We start from the raw sequence: 18,169 nt of genomic DNA, 5'->3' as shown, positions 1-18,169 counted from the left end.
TTTTTTACGCCTATTTTGTTTAATTTTTCGCTGTCAATTTTTAAAGGAAGTTTTTGTATTTCATTTCGCTATTCCTTTTTCGTAATTTAGAGGAAAATTGACGATTTTCAGGGGGGTGGATAGAGTAAAGTTTGGTTTTATTGTTTTCACTTTTCCTAAATTTCATTAAGAGATGGTAAAAAGTGATGAGGAGGCTCTATTGATGGATGATGCTAAAAACGGTGATGTAGATGTTTTGGAAAAACAAGCAGCATTTTTATCGTCTGCTTTACCCTATATGCAAAAATATGAAAATGAAACGGTCGTGGTAAAATATGGCGGCCATGCTATGGGTGATCCTGCTTTGGGGCGAGCATTTGCGCGTGATATTGCTCTATTAAAGCAATCGGGGATTAATCCTGTTGTTGTTCATGGTGGTGGGCCTCAAATTGCTGAAATTTTAATGAAAATGGGGATTGAATCGCGATTTGAAAACGGATTACGGGTAACCGATGAGCGGATCGTTGAAGTGGTTGAAATGGTTTTAGCGGGTTCCATAAATAAAGAAATTGTTGCTCTCATCAATGCTGAGGGAGAATGGGCAATAGGATTATGCGGCAAGGATGGCAATATGGTTTTTGCCGAAAAGGCTTATAAAACTGTCATTGATCCTGATTCGCATATTGAACGTGTTTTAGATTTGGGATTTGTTGGTGAGCCTGTTGAAGTTGACCGCACATTGCTAGATCTTTTAGCATGTTCTGAAATGATACCGGTTCTTGCTCCTGTGGCTCCAGGACGCGATGGTAAAACTTATAATATTAATGCTGATATTTTTGCTGGAGCTATTGCTGGTGCATTAGAGGCTAAACGCCTTTTATTTCTCACTGATGTTCCTGGTGTTTTGGATAACCAGGGTAAACTTTTAAAAGAATTGACAGTTTCTGAAGCTGAGAAATTTATTAAGAATGGGACAATTTCAGGAGGCATGATTCCAAAAGTAGAGACTTGTATAAAAGCCCTTCAAAATGGCGTGGAAGGTGTTGTCATTTTAAATGGTAAAACTCCTCATTCTGTTTTACTAGAGCTGTTTACAGAACAGGGAGTTGGAACGCTTATTGTTTCATAAATTGTGGGGAAAATTGGAAGAGAAAGTTTTTCATGGTGAATCTAAAACAGTTTAAATATCCTTTATTAAGTAAGCCAGAATTGGCAATATTTACTGCGACAATATTGTGGGGCATTACATTTTTAGTCATTCACATTGCGGTACGCTATAGTGGTCCTCTGTTTTTTGTTGGATTTCGTTTTATTGTTGCATCTCTTATATGTGGGGTAATTTTTTGGCGCTCTATAAAAGGTATAACTGTTTATGAAGTTTTCGCTGGGATGGCGATAGGTTTAGCCATGTTTTTTGGTTATGCTTTTCAAGCAGCTGGACTTCAAACAATTATTAGTAGTCAGTCAGCTTTTATTACAGCGCTTTATGTACCGATGGTTCCCATCTTGCAATGGATTGTTTTTAAAAAACCTCCCCGTTTAGCTTGTTGGATTGGTATTATTTTCGCTTTTATTGGGCTTGTATTTATTTCAGGACAAAAGCCGGGAAATTTTGATTTTTCAAAAGGCGAAATTTTAACTTTGTTAGGCGCTTTAGCGATTGCTGGAGAAGTCATACTCATCGGAATTTTTGCGAACAAGGTTGATAGTCGGCGTGTAACCATTATTCAGTTATTTTTTAGTGGTTTTTTTTCATTTGCTTGTATGCCTTTGATGGGTGAAAGCATCCCTGAATTTTCGTGGGTGTGGTTTAATATTGGTATAGGATTGGCATTAATGAGTGCCATCATTCAATTAGCTATGAATTGGGCACAAAAGTCTATTTCCCCTACGCGTGCGACACTCATTTACGCAGGTGAACCGGTATGGGCTGGTATTGTTGGGCGTTTGGCTGGCGAACATTTATCTCCCTTAGCTTTATTGGGCGGTTTGCTTATTCTGATTGGGATAATTGTGGCTGAATTACAACCTTCACAATGGCGTAAAAAAAATAAAGCAATTAAAAAAATTGATTAGCTATACATTTTTTTATTATGATTTTATTACATGAGATTTTTGCTTGTAGAGTTTTCATTTTTGGAGCTTTTTTAATACTAAGATGATTAAGAAGTTCTATAAATTATTCCAGCTTTTGCATGCCAAAGTGGAGAAATAGTATGCTTCTATCTGTTTGTCAGATTTCTGAACCGGGCAGACAACCTTCATTGAGCCAAAGCATGAGGTGATATAAAGGTAAAAATTAACGCTCATCTTTAAATTCGGCTTTAACAACTTTCAAAAACATCTACGGTAATGTTTTTGAATAATGAAAATTACGCACTGTCGCACGTTATTTCTTTTGTCCTTTAATAGAGTTACGCTTCTCACGCAAAATAGAACGCCCAAAGTATCCCCATAACGTTGTACATTAAAGCGTTTTTTAAAAGATAATTTTCTCAATATACATCATATTCATTGACGGTTTGCATGAAGTATAGAAAAACCACAGAGCATCATCATTTTACTTAAAATAAAAGGCACGAGCATTTTCTTTATCTGTTCTCAATATTACGATAGCTTTTGGCATTTGAAAGAAGAGGTATTTTTACTCATTTCTTAAACGTTTTTATCCATACACTAGCTCTGTTTTATAATGGGGAGCAAAAAATTTATTGATTCATTATGAGAAGATTTAAAATGAGAGAAGCTCGCGATATTCAGAGTTTTAATTTAAATCGCAAAACAATAAACGATCATTATAAATCAATGCGTTATCCAATGAATCGAAGAGGATTGGTGTGTTTTATGCTTAATGGAGGAAGGAAGGAGTTGTATAAAAAGTACATAAAAACATCATTCAATAGAGCATATTTCTAAATTTTTAAAAATTGAGAAGGAACTCCCTCGATATTCATGTTATTTTATATAAGATTACTAAAAAAGAAGATTATTGCGTACAAATAAAAAGCATTTCTTGCGAATTTTATTGCAAGCCTAAGTGATATACACGCCCATCATATAAATATGATAATACATTGATTTATAATTATAATATAGCATTATTCACAATTGAATTAGAACCCTGAATACCGTAAAATTTTCTCACGTCAAATCATTTTCATGTTAAATCAATCCAAATCACTTGCTTACACATCACAAGTGGGTGGGGGGCATGTGGGTAAAGACTGTACAAGAAAAGCATATCTCTTATAAAATTTTTCAAGTGTAAAGGATCGTCGTAATATTGGAGGCTGGCAAAGTGTGTGATGGTGCCGGCTTACTACAGATATGAGTTATCAAATAAGATGTGAAAGGATCATTTTATCACCCTTGGATTTAATTTAGCAAACAAAAGCCTCATTTTTTAGGCTATAAAAAGTTGTGTTTTGAGAAGATTTTTAGGTTTATATTCTTTTGATAGAAGCCGGAACATAATTGGTCTTTGCGTTTTGTATTATTCTTTGCTAAATCGCCTTATATGACAATAGATCGTAATTATATTCGTAATTTTTCCATCGTGGCGCATATTGATCACGGCAAATCCACTTTAGCTGATCGTTTGATTCAAATAACAGGTGGGCTTGATACACGTGAGATGAAAGAACAAGTACTCGATTCCATGGATATTGAGCGTGAACGTGGAATTACTATTAAAGCACAGACGGTACGTTTACACTATAAAGCAAAGAATGGTGAAACCTATATTTTAAATCTTATGGATACACCTGGTCATGTGGATTTTGCTTATGAGGTTTCGCGTTCATTGGCAGCTTGTGAAGGTTCTCTGTTGGTGGTGGATGCAAGCCAAGGCGTAGAGGCGCAGACGTTAGCAAATGTTTATCAAGCCATTGATAATTCCCATGAGTTGGTTGTTGTTCTCAATAAAGTTGATCTTCCAGCAGCAGAACCTGAGCGTGTTAAAGAACAAATTGAAGATGTGATAGGCATTGATACATCTCAAGCAGTAGAAATATCAGCAAAAACAGGTTTGGGTGTTCCTGATGTTCTAGAGGCAATTGTTGCACAATTACCACCTCCACATACAGGCGATGTTGCAAATCCCTTGAAAGCAATGTTGGTTGATAGCTGGTATGACGCCTATCTTGGTGTCATTGTTTTGGTACGGGTGATAGATGGTATTTTAAAAAAAGGACAAACCATTCGTATGATGGGTACAGGAGCAAAATATCCAGTTGAGCGCGTTGGGGTTTTTACACCTAAAATGGTACAGGTTGATGAATTAGGACCAGGCGAGATTGGTTTTATCACTGCTTCTATCAAAGAGGTAGCAGATACACGGGTTGGGGATACGATTACTGAAGAGCGTCGTCCTTGTGAAAATGCTTTGCCTGGTTTTAAGCCGGCGCAACCTGTTGTCTTTTGTGGACTTTTTCCAATTGATGCTGCCGATTTTGATGATTTGCGTGCAGCCATGGGCAAATTACGCTTAAATGATGCGAGTTTTTCTTTTGAAATGGAAACGTCTGCGGCTTTGGGGTTTGGTTTTCGCTGTGGTTTTTTGGGACTTCTGCATCTTGAAATTATTCAAGAGCGATTAGAGCGTGAGTTTAATTTGGATTTAATTGCGACAGCACCTTCAGTTGTTTATCGCATGAATATGAATGATGGTTCTGTTAAAGAGTTGCACAATCCAGCGGATATGCCTGATGTGGTTAAAATTTCTTCCATAGAAGAACCATGGATTCGAGCGACAATCATGACTCCTGATAATTATCTTGGGTCAATTTTAGAGCTATGCCAAGAGCGGCGTGGGGTACAGGTTGGTTTGTCCTATGTTGGAACCCGTGCTATGGTAACGTATGATTTACCACTGAATGAAGTTGTTTTTGATTTTTATGATCGGCTAAAATCGATTTCAAAGGGTTATGCTTCTTTTGATTATCAAATGACAGATTATGCAGAAGGTGATTTAGTTAAAATGTCTATTTTGGTGAATGGAGAGCCTATTGATGCATTATCGATGCTTGTTCACCGCACGATTGCAGAAAAGCGCGGGCGTTCAATGTGTGAAAAACTGAAAGATCTTATTCCTCAGCATATGTTTCAGATTCCAGTTCAAGCGGCTATTGGTGGTAAAGTTATAGCGCGCGAAACGATTCGTGCTTTGCGTAAAGATGTAACAGCGAAATGTTACGGGGGTGATGTTACGCGTAAGCGCAAACTTTTGGAAAAGCAAAAAGAAGGCAAAAAGCGGCTGCGCCAATTTGGAAAAGTAGAAATTCCACAATCGGCATTTATTCAAGCGCTCAAAATGAACAAATAATGAAAAAAGGGTATTTTCTCTCATTGATTGCGCTTTTGCTTTTGTCGATTGGTTCAGGTGTTTAAAGGATACTTTAAATAGAATTGCGCCGTGCTTCATGTTTTTGTGTATTGCGTAATGGTGTCACTTTCTCACGTAAAACAGAATGCTTTAAACAAAATACATTTATGTTGCATATTGGCGTGCTCGTTTTCGTAAATCATCACTCAATACATCAAACTCCATTTCACAACGGGGGCTATGAAAAATATAACGTAAAATACACTGTGAATGATATAAAATCCATTTGGCATTACCGCTTTTACGCGTCAGAAAGGTGCAAAGCGTACCCATCATACTCTTTTTCAGCTCAAAATATTATGACAGTCCTTATCATTTGAGAGAATTCATTAAAAGTATTTCACTCTTTTCTTAAAGTGTTTCTTACCCACACACCAACTGCGTTTGTAATGTGTAAGGAAATGATAGTGATTGATTCACTATGAAAGGATTTGAAATGAGAGAATCCTTGTATTCGAGGTTATTATTCAAGTTAAAAAACGATGAAATATTATTATGCATTAATCTTGTGTCTAAGAACGTAAAAGATCATTAATGGATGTTTTTTCTCGTGTTTTTTGATCAACGCGTTTTACAATAACAGCACAATAAAGGCTAGGTCCTGCTTCACCATTTGGTAAAGGTTTTCCAGGGAGAGAACCTGGTACAACCACTGAATAGGCTGGTACTTCACCAATAAAAATTTCACCTGTTGTACGATCAATAATCTTTGTTGATTTTCCAATAAAGACTCCCATTCCCAAAACAGCACCTTCACGGATAATACAGCCTTCAACAATTTCAGAGCGAGCACCGATAAAGCTATGATCTTCAATGATTGTTGGATTTGCTTGCAGTGGTTCTAAAACACCTCCAATACCAACACCGCCAGAAAGATGGACATGTTTACCAATTTGTGCACAAGAACCAACGGTGGTCCATGTATCAACCATTGTGCCCTCATCGATAAAAGCACCAAGATTGACAAAGGATGGCATCAATATAACATTGGGTGCAATGTAAGCAGAATGACGTACAATGGCTCCAGGAACGGAACGGAAATCAGCACTTTTAAAATCTGCCTCTTGCCAACCAGAGAATTTTGAAGGAACTTTATCCCACCAATGTGTCCCATTGATTCCACCAGTAATAATTTGCATAGGATTAAGCCGAAAAGAGAGCAAAACCGCTTTTTTCAACCATTGATGAACATGCCATTGTCCATTTTTTTGTCGTTCTGCAACACGGATTTCACCTTTATCAAGAAGGTTCAATGCATGTTCAACACTCTCACGTATTTCGCCTTTTGTGGTAGTATCGATGGAATCGCGATCGTCAAAAGCTTGTTCGATAATAATTTCAAGTTGTGTGATATGGGTCATGACGAGAGTTCCGTTAAACAAGTTGAAAGCTTCAAGATTTATTCTCTATGAACTACGCGAAGAAATGTGTTCAGTCAATAAAACGATGAGGAAGTAGGACAGGTGCATGAAAAAAGGCTGTAAAGAAAAAAGAAAAAGGGAGCAAGAAAACTGGACACCACTTCTCCATACGAAGGATGCTCTACAACAGATCCATAAAGTCTCTAATTCAGCACAAGTGCGTTCGTCTACTTATCGTTTAGCCTATATCGATCAAGATTTTATGATGCGTCCAGAGCTGCGCTCACAACGTATTAGTCTTGAATTTTTAAAGCCGGAAATAACCCTTAAAGAATATGATATTCAATCAACAGTTGTTTTGTTTGGTGGTGCGCGTATTCCTGAACCTAGGCAAGCAGCGTGGGCTGCAAAGAATGAAATACAAAAGAAAAATTTGCATGCTATGTCACATTATTACGATGAAGCAAGAGAGTTTTCACGTTTGTGCTCACTTTATTCTGCTACGACACAATATCGTGAATTTGTGGTTGTTACGGGGGGCGGACCAGGAATCATGGAGGCGGGAAATCGTGGTGCTTGTGATGTTGGTGCTCCAACGATTGGCTTGAATATTATTTTACCACATGAGCAAGAGCCTAATTCGTATGTGTCGCCGCATTTATGTTTCAATTTTCATTATTTAGGGATGCGCAAAATGCATTTTTTAGTACGAGCGAAAGCCCTAGCCATTTTCCCTGGAGGATTTGGGACTCTGGATGAACTGTTTGAGACATTAACTTTAGTACAGACGGGGCGTATGAAACAGGTACCAATTTTATTGTTTGGCAAAGAATTTTGGAGCAATACTGTCAATTTTGAGTATCTGTCTGCACAAGGTACAATTTCTCCTACTGATATTAATTTTGTAAAATTTGTTAATACAGCAGCAGAAGCTTTTGAAGAAATTCGTTCTTTTTATAAACTGCTTTAACGACTTTTGAGATGTTCACTCTTGAAGGATCATTAATACTCTACTTTGGTTAAATAAAGTCCTGCGGGGGGGGCAACAACACCACAACGTTTACGATCTTTAGCATGAAGAGCTGTTTCGAGATCTTGAGCTGTCCAACGTCCAATACCCACTTCCATGAGGCTTCCTGCGAATGAACGGATTTGATGATGAAGAAAAGAACGAGCTTGTGCATAAAGGAAAATTTCTTCACCTTCTCTTTGAATATCGAGGCGTTCAAGGGTGCGAATAGGGCTTTTGGCTTGGCAGTGTGCTGAACGGAAAGTTGTAAAATCATGTTGTCCTACAAGCTTTTGCGCTGCTTCATGCATGGCGTCAGCATTAAGAGGCTTTGGCAACCACCACACGCGTTTGGCATTTAAGGCTGGTGGAGAGCGACGATTAAGTATTTTAAAAAGATAATGGCGTTTTATAGCGGAAAATCGTGCATCAAAGTCATCAGGGACATTTTCTACGTTTAGGATTGAAATTGCTTCTCCCTGTTTTCGTAAAAGAGCATTGAGCGCATCACGTACAGTATGGGGATGCCAGTTTTTTTCAAAATCAACATGCGCAACTTGTCCCGTAGCATGTACTCCTGCATCCGTTCGTCCTGCTGTTGTTATGGTCAATTGTTGTCCACTAAAGGAAAAGAGTGCTTGTTCAAGAGCTCCTTGTATAGTGTGAAGTTTTGCTTGACGCTGCCAACCAGCATAATTTGAACCATCATATTCAAGAGTGAGTTTAAAACGTGGCATCTTAAAAAACAGCAGAAATATGAGCACCTCGCAAAAATGTTGCGCACTCAAGAATTTTACCGCCAGATCTTTGGAGAGAGGTTATTTCTATCCGTCCTTGCCCACAATGGATAATCAAAGAATCTGGTTCTATCCGTCCAATTTCAAGAGAAGGACCTGTTGTTAAGCGACTATCAAGAATTTTTACACGTTCTTCTCGTCCACCGATATTCATGTTGCACCAGCAACTAGGAGAGGGAGAGAGCGCGCGAATATGCCTATGAATAAACTCTGCAGGTTTTGTCCAATCAATGCGGGTCTCTTCTTTTCTAATTTTGGCCGCATAGGTAATGCCTTCCTCTGATTGTGGGGTCAGTTTAAGTTGTCCTTTTTCAAGAGTTGATAAAGTCTCTACCATAAGTTCTGCGCCAATATGTGAAAGTCTGTTTGAAAGCTCAGCAGTGGTGGTGTTATCAGTAATGGGGATGGAGCGAGAAAGAGCGATAGGCCCCGTATCAAGTCCTTCATCCATTTTCATGATCATGATACCTGTTTCTTTATCACCAGCCATAATTGCTCGTTGAATAGGCGCAGCACCACGCCAACGTGGTAAGAGTGAAGCGTGGGCATTAAAACAACCAAAACGCGGCGTTTCGAGAATAGCTTTAGGTAAAAGGAGTCCATAAGCCACGACAATAGCAGCATCAACAGAAAGTGCTGCAAATTGCTCCTGTTGTTCGGCTGTTTTAAGTGTTTGAGGCGTGAAGACAGGAATGGATTTCTTTTTTGCTACATTGTGAACAGGTGAGGGGATTAATTTAAGCCCTCGACGTCCTGCTGGGCGAGGGGGTTGACTATAAACAGCAACAACATCATGACCTGCATCCAGTAAAGCATGTAAAATAGGAACAGAAAAATCTGGTGTTCCCATAAAACTTAATCGTAAAGCCATTACAAAACTGCTTCCTGCATGTTTTTTTCTTTTGCGCGTTTTTTAAATTTTCGTATCACCATATCGCGTTTGATCTTTGAAATGTAATCAATAAAAAGGCGCCCATCTAAATGATCAATTTCATGCTGCAAGCAAGTTGCTAAGAGATCGTCTGCTTCAATTTCTGTTTGTTTTCCTTCACGGTTCTGATAGCGAACACGAAGGCGTTTAGGACGTTCAACCTCTGCAAAATAATCAGGAATAGAAAGACAACCTTCTTTGTAAATATTACGCTCATCTGAAAGCCATAAAATTTCAGGGTTGATAATAACAAGTGGTTTTTTCTGCTCATCTTCAGAATTTCCAGAGACATCTATAACCAACATACGTAGCGGTATACCAATTTGAATAGCAGCAAGACCAACGCCCTTAGCATTATACATGGTTTCCAACATGTCATCCGCAAGTTTTTGGAGAGCTGAATCGACCTGCTCAACAGGTTTGGACACTTCCCGTAAAATCGGATCAGGTAAAGTAACTAAAGATCTCATTGGCATAAGTAGAGATTAATCAATGGTTTGTTATTGGTCAATATTGAATAACGGATTCTTGCGTTTTTTTACAATAAGAGCGTTATATTACAATTTATGTTTGATTCGTTTTTTTCCATACTCGCTGGTGATTTTTTTTCTAAACTAATGCTTTTGCTTTTATTTATACTTGTCTGTTTGGCATTTTTTATGTTGATACATTCTCATCGAAAAAAAGCATTTTTGGAAAATGAAATTGCTGAACGCGCACGTGAGGCACAAATGCAGATGGCTACTTTGCTGAAAACACAAGCTGAAATGCAAGGACGAATGCAAACGATGGCGGAAATTTTTGGTCAACGGCAAGCTGAATTGAATAAATCACTCAGTGAGCAACTCAATGGGATGACAACAAGCTTAGGCCAAACACTTCAGGTACAGACCAAATCCACTTATGAAAATTTGAATCGTTTGCAAGAACGTTTAGCAGTGATTGATGCAGCACAAAATAATATTCAATCGCTTACGGGACAAGTTGTTCAGTTGCAGTCCATTTTAAGCAATAAGCAGACGCGTGGTACTTTCGGTCAAGGGCGGATGGAAGCAATTATTGCCGATGCCTTACCAACAAACGCTTATGCTTTTCAGGCTGTTCTTTCCAATGGAAAGCGCCCAGATTGTCTCATTCATATGCCCAATAAAGCTCCTTCTCTTGTTGTTGATGCTAAATTTCCTCTGGAAGCTTGGAATGCTATGCGTAAGGCAGAATCAGCGCAAGAGCGTCAAGAGGCAGAACGCCAATTTCGTACCGATATGGAAGTTCATATTCGTGATATTGCACAAAAATATTTGATTCCTGGAGAAACCCATGACACTGCTTTCCTTTTTGTGCCATCTGAATCGATTTTCGCAACAATTTATGAGGACTTTGAGGCATTGGTACAAAAATCCAATAGAGCCCATGTGATTATTGTTTCACCATCTTTGTTGATGCTCTCTGTCCAAGTGGTACAAACCATTATGAAAGATGCGCGGATGCGTGAACAAGCGCATTTAATTCAATCAGAAGTAGCAAAATTGATGGAAGATTTTGGACGAATGGATACGCGTGTTCGCGCACTACAGAAGCACTTTCATAAAGCAGGTGAAGATATAGAGGGAATTTTGATATCGTCCTCCAAAATCATGAAACGGGCAAATCGCATTGAAACTGTCGAATTAAAAGAAAATTACTCTGAACCAACAAAAATGACAACATTGGCTCAGTCGCAAACATTGCGTTTTGCTGATGAGGAATAAAGCAAAGCAAGCTTCTTAAATATTACAAGTTAGATCATGTTCTTTATTGATTGGTAATCATTTTTTAGTATCTCTATCTTGTTTTATTTCTTAAACGAGAGGAATAGGAATATGCGACACCTTTTGTTTTTAGGGGCACTGGTGTTTTTGCTAGAGGGATGTGCAACAACCACTCCCATCCACACAAATAATGCTTGTGCTATTTTAGCACAAAAAAATGGTTTTTTTGACAATTGGGGTAAGGTGTCTCAAAGAGCGGAAATGCGCTATGGAATTCCTATGCCTATTATTCTTGCAACCATTAAGATGGAATCGAGCTTTCGTCACAATGCACGTCCTCCACGCAAAAAACTACTTGGTTTTATTCCATGGAAGCGTCGGTCGACAGCTTATGGTTATGCTCAAGCGCTTGATAGTACATGGGCAATGTATCTTCGCTCTACAGGAAAGTCTTTTGCATGGCGTACGAATTTCGCAGATGCTGCTGATTTTGTTGCTTGGTATCATAGCCAAAGTGTTCAACGCAATGGGGTGAGGTTTGATGATGCATATAGCCTTTATTTAAATTATCATATGGGGCATGGTGCTTATGCACGTAGTGGTGGGCATGTCAGTGCTGCGCTTTCACAGACAGCACAGCGCATGGCAAGGATATCGAGGCTCTATGAACAGCAATTAAAAAGATGTGGATGGCATTAGGGAAGATTTTTGAAAATCTCAATCAGGGAATTGATGGGATAAAATTATTCAAAAGCAAAATTCCGCATAATATGATAAAATAGTGTCGTTTTTCCGATCGTTCAATGAAATAAATTGTTATTTTTTAGAATAAACTCAAGCGACAGAAAGCTTTTGCAATACACAATATATTTGAAGATACTCTCGACATTTTTACCTCCTTTGTTAAAAAAATTTATAATAGAAACCATCTTCTATTTAGTGTTGGCATTTCGCATTGGGCTAAGTACTAGAGGTTATTGAAGAAAAATTTTAAAATATAATATCATTTTTTATTTTCATTATGCGTATTACTGGCTGATTATTATATGAATATTTTCTTTGTTAAGCGTATAAAATAGCAATTAAAACAAATGCAATTCGGGCATCATAAAAAGGGTAAAATATTCAATATAAAAAAACGAGAAATGCATTAAACGAAAAAACGTTGTTTTGTATAAAGAGGGCGCTACAGTCTTCAAAAAAACTAAGTGTATTTAGTATTGTATGAAATAAAACATACTCGTCCATCCAGTTCATCTTAATTGAAAGAAGTTATCTTATTGTATTGTAAAAACACTCCCGTTTATAGGATGATAAGGTATATGCAACTTTACACACAATGAATACTCAGGGTAGGGAGTATTCAGAGAAAGATTTGTAACGCCTATGAAGTAACAAGTCAGTCTCCAATGTTGTGATAGCTTTTGCATTTGAGAATATTTATGAGAAGCATTTTTATTCTTTTTCTTAAATGGTTTAAGATGTTGATTTATAAAGATAATATATCGTTATTCATATTAAAGTAAGAATCTCGAATGGCGTAGGGTTTTATCGTTTCAGATTTCTTGAGGCTGAATCAATAAAACCATTGGCTTGCACATAACAAGCACAATGGGTATGTGGATAAAAACTGTGAAAGAAAAGACTAAAAATGTTTTTTTATGAACATACATTCTCAAATGTAAGAATTATCCGTAACATTGGGAATTAGCACATATAATGATGGCACCACTTTGCTCTTACACCTCGACCTTGTTTGTGACGTGCAAGGAAAAAATTAATTGATTCAATATATTATTTAAGTGTTAATATACCTTAGTATTGAGCAGGTATACGCTACTCAAGGTGGATAATTTTTAATTGGCAGAACATCTGATCAGGCTAAAAATACTCGAAAAAAGTTCTGATTCGCAATAATTGAGAAGTATATTTTAATATTTTATTCTCTACTCTTTGTTTAAGTACTTCATATCTTTTAAAAAGATACCGGTAACCAACATATTATGATATTTGTGGAAATATTGTGGTAAAGGAAATTCAAATTTTGTCCTTTAAGACAAGGCGCAGGTTAAACAGCTCATTTTCTATTTCTGTGCAAAGCATAAAAAAATTATCTACTTTCACGGTTGCGACAGTAAATTTTATAATCCAACAAATGATTAAAAATGTATTATAATATCATTAAAATGCAAGGAACAGGCGCTATTGGAATGATAATTAAATAGCACATAAACCTTTTAAATTGATGCACACATCTTTTATTATAATTGATTCCCTTGATAGAACAGTTGGTCTTTTTGGTGGAGCTAAGCGGGATCGAACCGCTGACCTCTTGCATGCCATGCAAGCGCTCTCCCAGCTGAGCTATAGCCCCTATAAAAACAAATTGTCCCAAAAAGACAGTATACAATTCCAGCTTTTCTAGAACGATCAAAATTGAAGATCAAGAAGAATTTACATTCAATGGAAAAGATGTCCTCTTTTACTTCTTTTAAGCATCGTCATCATTAGAAACACCGCCTCCGAGAATATCAGTAACGTCATCATCTTCATCGTCACCATCATGAGACAAAAATGTATCATCATCATCACCAAGATCTACATCACTATCTTCTAAATCAGGAAGATCGTCATCTTTAGAATCCACATCATCATCTTCAAGAAGCATAAAAGCAGATTTTTCAAGTGCTGTATCAAGCTCTTCAGTATCAACTTCTTCTTCATTATTTGCTTCAGCTGCTGCAACTTCAAAGTAAGAACGCGGATAAGAAATTCCTGTATAGGGCGACACAATAGGATCGCGATTTAGATCGTAAAATTTTTTTCCTGTTTCTGGATCAACACGTTTAGTTCCAAGTTCTTGTTTTGCCATAAACCGTGCCTCTTTGATTAACTATTATTCCATTAAAAGATAAATTTTATGGTGCTTAATCGAAAAATAATACCTTTGTCAAAGATAAATACACTGTTCCACAGTGATTTTTTCATGACGTCTTTTAAAGCATGTGCTAAAGGATGCACAATTTGATAAAAGTTAGATAGAATTAAATAGAATTTCCATGCAAAAAGCAATCCCTATAACCACCTATAAATCGAGTAGTCTCTCTGGAAAAATTCAAATACCAGGAGATAAATCAATCTCTCATCGCTCTCTTATATTGGGAGGATTAGCAAGTGGTGAGACATATATTCATGGATTACTTGAAAGCGCTGATGTACTCAATACAGCTGCTGCTATGCAAGCTATGGGTGCCTGTATTATTAAAAAAGAAGACTTCTGGATCATACGAGGAACAGGGAATGGTTGCCTTTTAGCTGCACAAAAACCTTTAGACTTTGGAAACGCTGGAACAGGTGCTCGTTTGGTTATGGGAATGGTTGGTCCGTATCATATGAAAACAACCTTTATTGGTGATGCTTCTCTCTCTAAACGTCCAATGGGACGTATCCTTGATCCACTGCGTCTCATGGGGGTTGAAATTGAGGCAACGCGTGACGATCACCTTCCTTTAACGCTTTATGGTCCGAAAATGGCTAATCCGATTCGTTACCGTGTTCCAATAGCTTCCTCCCAAATTAAATCAGCAATCCTGCTTGCTGGACTCAATACCGCCGGCACTACAACTGTTATTGAACCAGTTCTGACACGAGATCATACGGAAAAAATGTTAAAAGCATTCGGTGCGCAACTTGAAATAGAAAAAGATAACGAAGGTGCGCGTTTGATTCATCTTAATGGTCAATCCCATCTTACTGGACAAACGATTCATATTCCGGGTGATCCTTCTTCTGCTGCTTTTCCAATTATCGCAGCCCTTCTTATAGAAGACTCTGATATCACCATTGAAAATGTTTTGATAAATAACTCTCGAATAGGACTTATCGAAACATTGTGGGAAATGGGTGCTCAAATTGAATTTTTGAACCGACGTCAAACAGGTGGAGAGGATGTTGCTGATCTACGGATAAAATCATCGGTCCTTAGAGGCGTTACGGTGCCCAAAGAACGTGCTCCATCGATGATAGATGAATATCCTGCTTTGGCAGTAGCAGCTGCCTTTGCAGAAGGCAAAACAGTTATGCTAGGAATTGAAGAATTGCGTGTAAAAGAATCGGATCGATTGTCTGCTGTTGCTCAAGGATTAAAAATTAATTGCGTAGACTGTGAAGAAGGTCAAGATTTTCTTATTGTTTATGGAAAAGGTTCTGCCAAAGGTTTGGGGGGTGGGTATGTTGCCACACATCTTGATCATCGAATTGCTATGTGTTTTCTCATTTTTGGGCTTGTGTCAGAAAAACCTGTTACCATTGATGATAAACGAATGATCGCTACGAGCTTTCCAGAATTTATTCCTTTTATAAAACAACTTGGGGGAAAAATCGCTTGAAGCCTTTTGTTATCGCCATTGATGGACCTGCTGCCTCAGGCAAAGGAACCTTAGCACGCAAAATTGCTGCACATTATCGCCTTCGTCATCTCGATACTGGTCTTACTTATCGTAGTGTTGCTCATACGCTTTTACAACAAAATTTAGCTCTTAATGATGAAAAAAATGCTATTATTTATGCTAAAGAACTTGATTTTAATACCTTAAATCCTTCTCTTCTTTCTTCTCATGAACTTGGTGAAGCGGCTTCAAAAATAGCAATTAACCCTGCTGTACGCAAAATTCTTGTCGAAAAACAACGCAACTTTGCTAAAGTTTTGCCCGGCTGTGTGCTTGATGGGCGTGATATCGGAACGATTGTTTGTCCTGATGCCGATATCAAGTTTTATATTCTAGCCAATGTTCAAACACGCGCCAAACGCCGCTACCAAGAGATTTTAAAAAAAGGTGTTCAAGCAAATTATCATGAAATCCTAGCTCAACTTGAACAGCGCGACAGTCGCGATATAACGCGCAAACAAAGTCCACTAAAACCAGCAAAAAACGCCCACTTGCTTGATACGTCAGAATTGAGTATAGAAGCAACATTTGAAATTGCATGCAGTTTTGTTGATCCAATCATAAAAATGCATATAATTGGATAAATTCGTTAAGGTAACTTCCAGCCTAGCGCTAACTTTTTTCCTTTATTCAAGGAAAAGGCTAGGGAGTTACTCATGTTAACACTAACCTAGCGCTCATACCTTATAATACAAGGTATATATTAGGAGTTCTTATGTCACAATACAATCCCACAACAGCGGATTTTGAAGCCCTTTTAACAGAATCTTTTCAAACTAATGATCTTAATGAAGGATCTGTTGTTAAAGGTCGTGTTATTGCAATCGAAAAAGACATGGCCATTATTGATGCTGGTCTTAAAGTCGAAGGACGTATTCCTCTCAAAGAATTTGGAGCTAAAGCAAAAGATGGTTCTTTGCAAGTTGGCGATGAAGTTGAGGTTTACATTGAACGCATTGAAAATGCGATGGGTGAAGCTGTTTTATCGCGTGAAAAAGCACGGCGCGAAGAAAGTTGGGTCCGTTTGGAGGAAAAATTCAATGCTGGTGCACGCGTTGATGGAGTGATCTTTAGCCAAGTAAAAGGTGGTTTTACAGTTGATCTTGATGGTGCCGTTGCTTTCTTGCCTCGCAGCCAAGTTGATATTCGTCCCATTCGTGATGTTTCACCCCTCATGCATAATTCACAGTCCTTTGAAATTTTGAAGATGGATCGTCGTCGTGGCAATATTGTGGTCTCACGCCGCACTGTTTTAGAAGAAAGTCGCGCTGAGCAACGTTCAGAAATCGTACAAAATCTTGAAGAAAATCAAATCGTTGAAGGTGTGGTGAAAAATATTACAGATTATGGTGCCTTTGTTGATCTTGGTGGGATTGATGGTCTCTTGCACGTTACAGATATGGCATGGCGGCGTGTTAATCACCCATCTGAAGTGCTCACAATTGGCCAAACGATTAAAGTGCAGATTATTCGCATTAATCAAGATACGCACCGTATTTCTCTTGGAATGAAACAGCTTGAAAGTGATCCTTGGGAAAGCATCAGTGTCCGGTATCCGATTGGTAAAAAAATTACGGGTGCTGTTACCAACATTACTGATTACGGTGGTTTTGTTGAAATTGAACCAGGAATCGAAGGGCTGATCCATGTTTCTGAAATGAGCTGGACAAAGAAAAATGTTCATCCTGGAAAAATTCTGTCTACATCACAAGAAGTAGAAGTGGTTGTTCTTGAGATTGATCCTTCTAAACGGCGTATTTCTCTTGGCTTAAAACAAACATTTGAAAATCCATGGGAAGCTTTTGCCAATAAATTTCCTGTCAATTCGCAAATTGAAGGAGAGGTTAAAAATAAAACAGAATTTGGTCTGTTTATTGGGCTTGAAGGCGATGTTGACGGTATGGTTCATTTGTCTGATCTTGATTGGAACCGTCCTGGTGAACAAGTTATTGATACTTATAATAAAGGCGATATCGTTAAGGCTGTGGTCCTTGATGTTGACATTGAAAAAGAGCGCATTTCTCTTGGAATTAAGCAGCTTTCCAGCGATAAAGTTGGAGAAGCAGCTGCTTCTGGCGAATTGCGAAAAGGTGCAGTTGTAACATGCGAAGTGATTGCTGTTAACGACAATGATATTGGTGTGAAATTGATTGACCACAACCTTGAGACAACCATTCGGCGTGCTGATCTTGCGCGTGATCGTGATGAGCAACGTCCTGAGCGTTTCGCAATTGGGCAAAAGGTTGATGCTCGCATCACAGCATTTGATAAAAAAACACGTAAAATTTCAGTATCGATTAAAGCTTTAGAAATTGCAGAGGAAAAAGAAGCTGTTGCACAATATGGTTCTACAGATTCAGGTGCTTCTCTTGGTGATATTCTGGGTGCAGCTTTGAAAAAACAAGAACAAGATTAATCATCAATCATTAAAGTTGGTTTTATTATTAAGGTCACTCATTAGGAGTGACCTTTTTATTTTATAAAAAAATTGTCTGCTTATTTTTAAATTATTG

15 protein-coding genes and 1 tRNA gene are annotated in these 18,169 nt (G+C 38.0%); 9 read left to right on the top strand and 7 right to left on the bottom strand.

The genetic code is table 11. The features are described from left to right. Nucleotides 1-202 precede the first annotated feature (202 nt). The 3 genes from argB (at nucleotide 203) to lepA (ending at nucleotide 5,302) form a co-directional block, all read left to right on the top strand. Nucleotides 203-1,108, top strand: coding sequence for an acetylglutamate kinase (gene argB / locus ACFIMC_RS00775; RefSeq protein WP_273790235.1), 906 nt, complete (start codon nucleotides 203-205; stop codon nucleotides 1,106-1,108). A 32-nt stretch (nucleotides 1,109-1,140) separates the two neighbouring features. Beyond that, nucleotides 1,141-2,055, top strand: coding sequence for a DMT family transporter (locus ACFIMC_RS00770; protein ID WP_375611392.1), 915 nt, complete (start codon nucleotides 1,141-1,143; stop codon nucleotides 2,053-2,055). A 1,441-nt stretch (nucleotides 2,056-3,496) separates the two neighbouring features. Further along, nucleotides 3,497-5,302: a translation elongation factor 4 gene (lepA, locus tag ACFIMC_RS00765; RefSeq protein ID WP_375633739.1), complete on the top strand. Its 1,806-nt coding sequence runs from the start codon at nucleotides 3,497-3,499 to the stop codon at nucleotides 5,300-5,302. Nucleotides 5,303-5,467: 165 nt separating this feature from the next. Here the strand turns inward: lepA and ACFIMC_RS00760 are convergent, their stop codons facing one another. Together ACFIMC_RS00760 and dapD are read right to left on the bottom strand one after the other, a co-directional pair. After that, a complete protein-coding gene (locus ACFIMC_RS00760; RefSeq protein WP_375685619.1) occupies nucleotides 5,468-5,635 on the bottom strand; it encodes a hypothetical protein in 168 nt (55 codons plus the stop codon). Nucleotides 5,636-5,874: 239 nt separating this feature from the next. Next, a complete protein-coding gene (dapD, locus tag ACFIMC_RS00755) occupies nucleotides 5,875-6,723 on the bottom strand; it encodes a 2,3,4,5-tetrahydropyridine-2,6-dicarboxylate N-succinyltransferase (RefSeq protein WP_375633678.1) in 849 nt (282 codons plus the stop codon). Nucleotides 6,724-6,829: 106 nt separating this feature from the next. Between dapD and ACFIMC_RS00750 the strand changes: the two genes are divergently transcribed. Further along, complete coding sequence (locus ACFIMC_RS00750; RefSeq protein WP_375671728.1) at nucleotides 6,830-7,693, top strand: LOG family protein; 864 nt, start codon at nucleotides 6,830-6,832, stop codon at nucleotides 7,691-7,693. Nucleotides 7,694-7,725: 32 nt separating this feature from the next. Here the strand turns inward: ACFIMC_RS00750 and truA are convergent, their stop codons facing one another. From truA to def, 3 genes are read right to left on the bottom strand one after another with little or no spacing between them, the layout of a single operon-like run. Then, nucleotides 7,726-8,469 carry a tRNA pseudouridine(38-40) synthase TruA gene (truA, locus tag ACFIMC_RS00745; RefSeq protein ID WP_375633680.1) on the bottom strand — a complete coding sequence of 248 codons (744 nt, stop codon included), beginning with the start codon at nucleotides 8,467-8,469 and terminating at the stop codon, nucleotides 7,726-7,728. Between the two features lies 1 nt (nucleotide 8,470). Next, on the bottom strand, nucleotides 8,471-9,400 hold the full coding sequence (gene fmt, locus ACFIMC_RS00740) for a methionyl-tRNA formyltransferase (RefSeq protein ID WP_375633681.1): 930 nt from the start codon (nucleotides 9,398-9,400) through the stop codon (nucleotides 8,471-8,473). After that, nucleotides 9,400-9,936, bottom strand: a complete 537-nt coding sequence (gene def / locus ACFIMC_RS00735; RefSeq protein WP_375620854.1) for a peptide deformylase — start codon at nucleotides 9,934-9,936, stop codon at nucleotides 9,400-9,402. Before def ends, fmt begins: the two co-directional genes overlap by 1 nt. A 90-nt stretch (nucleotides 9,937-10,026) precedes the next feature. Here def and ACFIMC_RS00730 point away from each other — a divergent pair, with 90 nt between their 5' ends. Together ACFIMC_RS00730 and ACFIMC_RS00725 are read left to right on the top strand one after the other, a co-directional pair. Beyond that, the gene (locus ACFIMC_RS00730) at nucleotides 10,027-11,208 is read left to right on the top strand and encodes a DNA recombination protein RmuC (RefSeq protein WP_375612812.1); all 1,182 of its coding nucleotides are present in this window, start codon (nucleotides 10,027-10,029) and stop codon (nucleotides 11,206-11,208) included. Nucleotides 11,209-11,319: 111 nt separating this feature from the next. After that, nucleotides 11,320-11,907 (top strand): hypothetical protein, encoded by a 588-nt coding sequence (locus tag ACFIMC_RS00725; RefSeq protein ID WP_375612813.1) that lies wholly within the window; start codon nucleotides 11,320-11,322, stop codon nucleotides 11,905-11,907. A gap of 1,599 nt (nucleotides 11,908-13,506) precedes the next feature. On the opposite strand, the gene ACFIMC_RS00720 is transcribed toward ACFIMC_RS00725, so the two are convergent. After that, nucleotides 13,507-13,582 (bottom strand) — tRNA-Ala (locus ACFIMC_RS00720). A gap of 117 nt (nucleotides 13,583-13,699) precedes the next feature. Next, nucleotides 13,700-14,080 carry a TIGR02300 family protein gene (locus tag ACFIMC_RS00715; protein WP_375611400.1) on the bottom strand — a complete coding sequence of 127 codons (381 nt, stop codon included), beginning with the start codon at nucleotides 14,078-14,080 and terminating at the stop codon, nucleotides 13,700-13,702. 187 nt (nucleotides 14,081-14,267) lie between these two features. On the opposite strand from ACFIMC_RS00715, the gene aroA reads away from it, so the two are divergent. From aroA to rpsA, 3 genes are all read left to right on the top strand, one after another. After that, nucleotides 14,268-15,596: a 3-phosphoshikimate 1-carboxyvinyltransferase gene (gene aroA, locus ACFIMC_RS00710; protein ID WP_375636359.1), complete on the top strand. Its 1,329-nt coding sequence runs from the start codon at nucleotides 14,268-14,270 to the stop codon at nucleotides 15,594-15,596. Beyond that, complete coding sequence (gene cmk, locus ACFIMC_RS00705; RefSeq protein WP_375611402.1) at nucleotides 15,593-16,240, top strand: (d)CMP kinase; 648 nt, start codon at nucleotides 15,593-15,595, stop codon at nucleotides 16,238-16,240. Before aroA ends, cmk begins: the two co-directional genes overlap by 4 nt. A 131-nt stretch (nucleotides 16,241-16,371) precedes the next feature. After that, the gene (rpsA, locus tag ACFIMC_RS00700; protein WP_026500132.1) at nucleotides 16,372-18,072 is read left to right on the top strand and encodes a 30S ribosomal protein S1; all 1,701 of its coding nucleotides are present in this window, start codon (nucleotides 16,372-16,374) and stop codon (nucleotides 18,070-18,072) included. The last annotated feature ends 97 nt before the right edge of the window (nucleotides 18,073-18,169 follow it).

Source organism: Bartonella sp. AP21QHHD (assembly GCF_042196205.1).
Classification (GTDB): domain Bacteria; phylum Pseudomonadota; class Alphaproteobacteria; order Rhizobiales; family Rhizobiaceae; genus Bartonella.
This window is presented reverse-complemented; position numbering and strand designations above follow the sequence as displayed.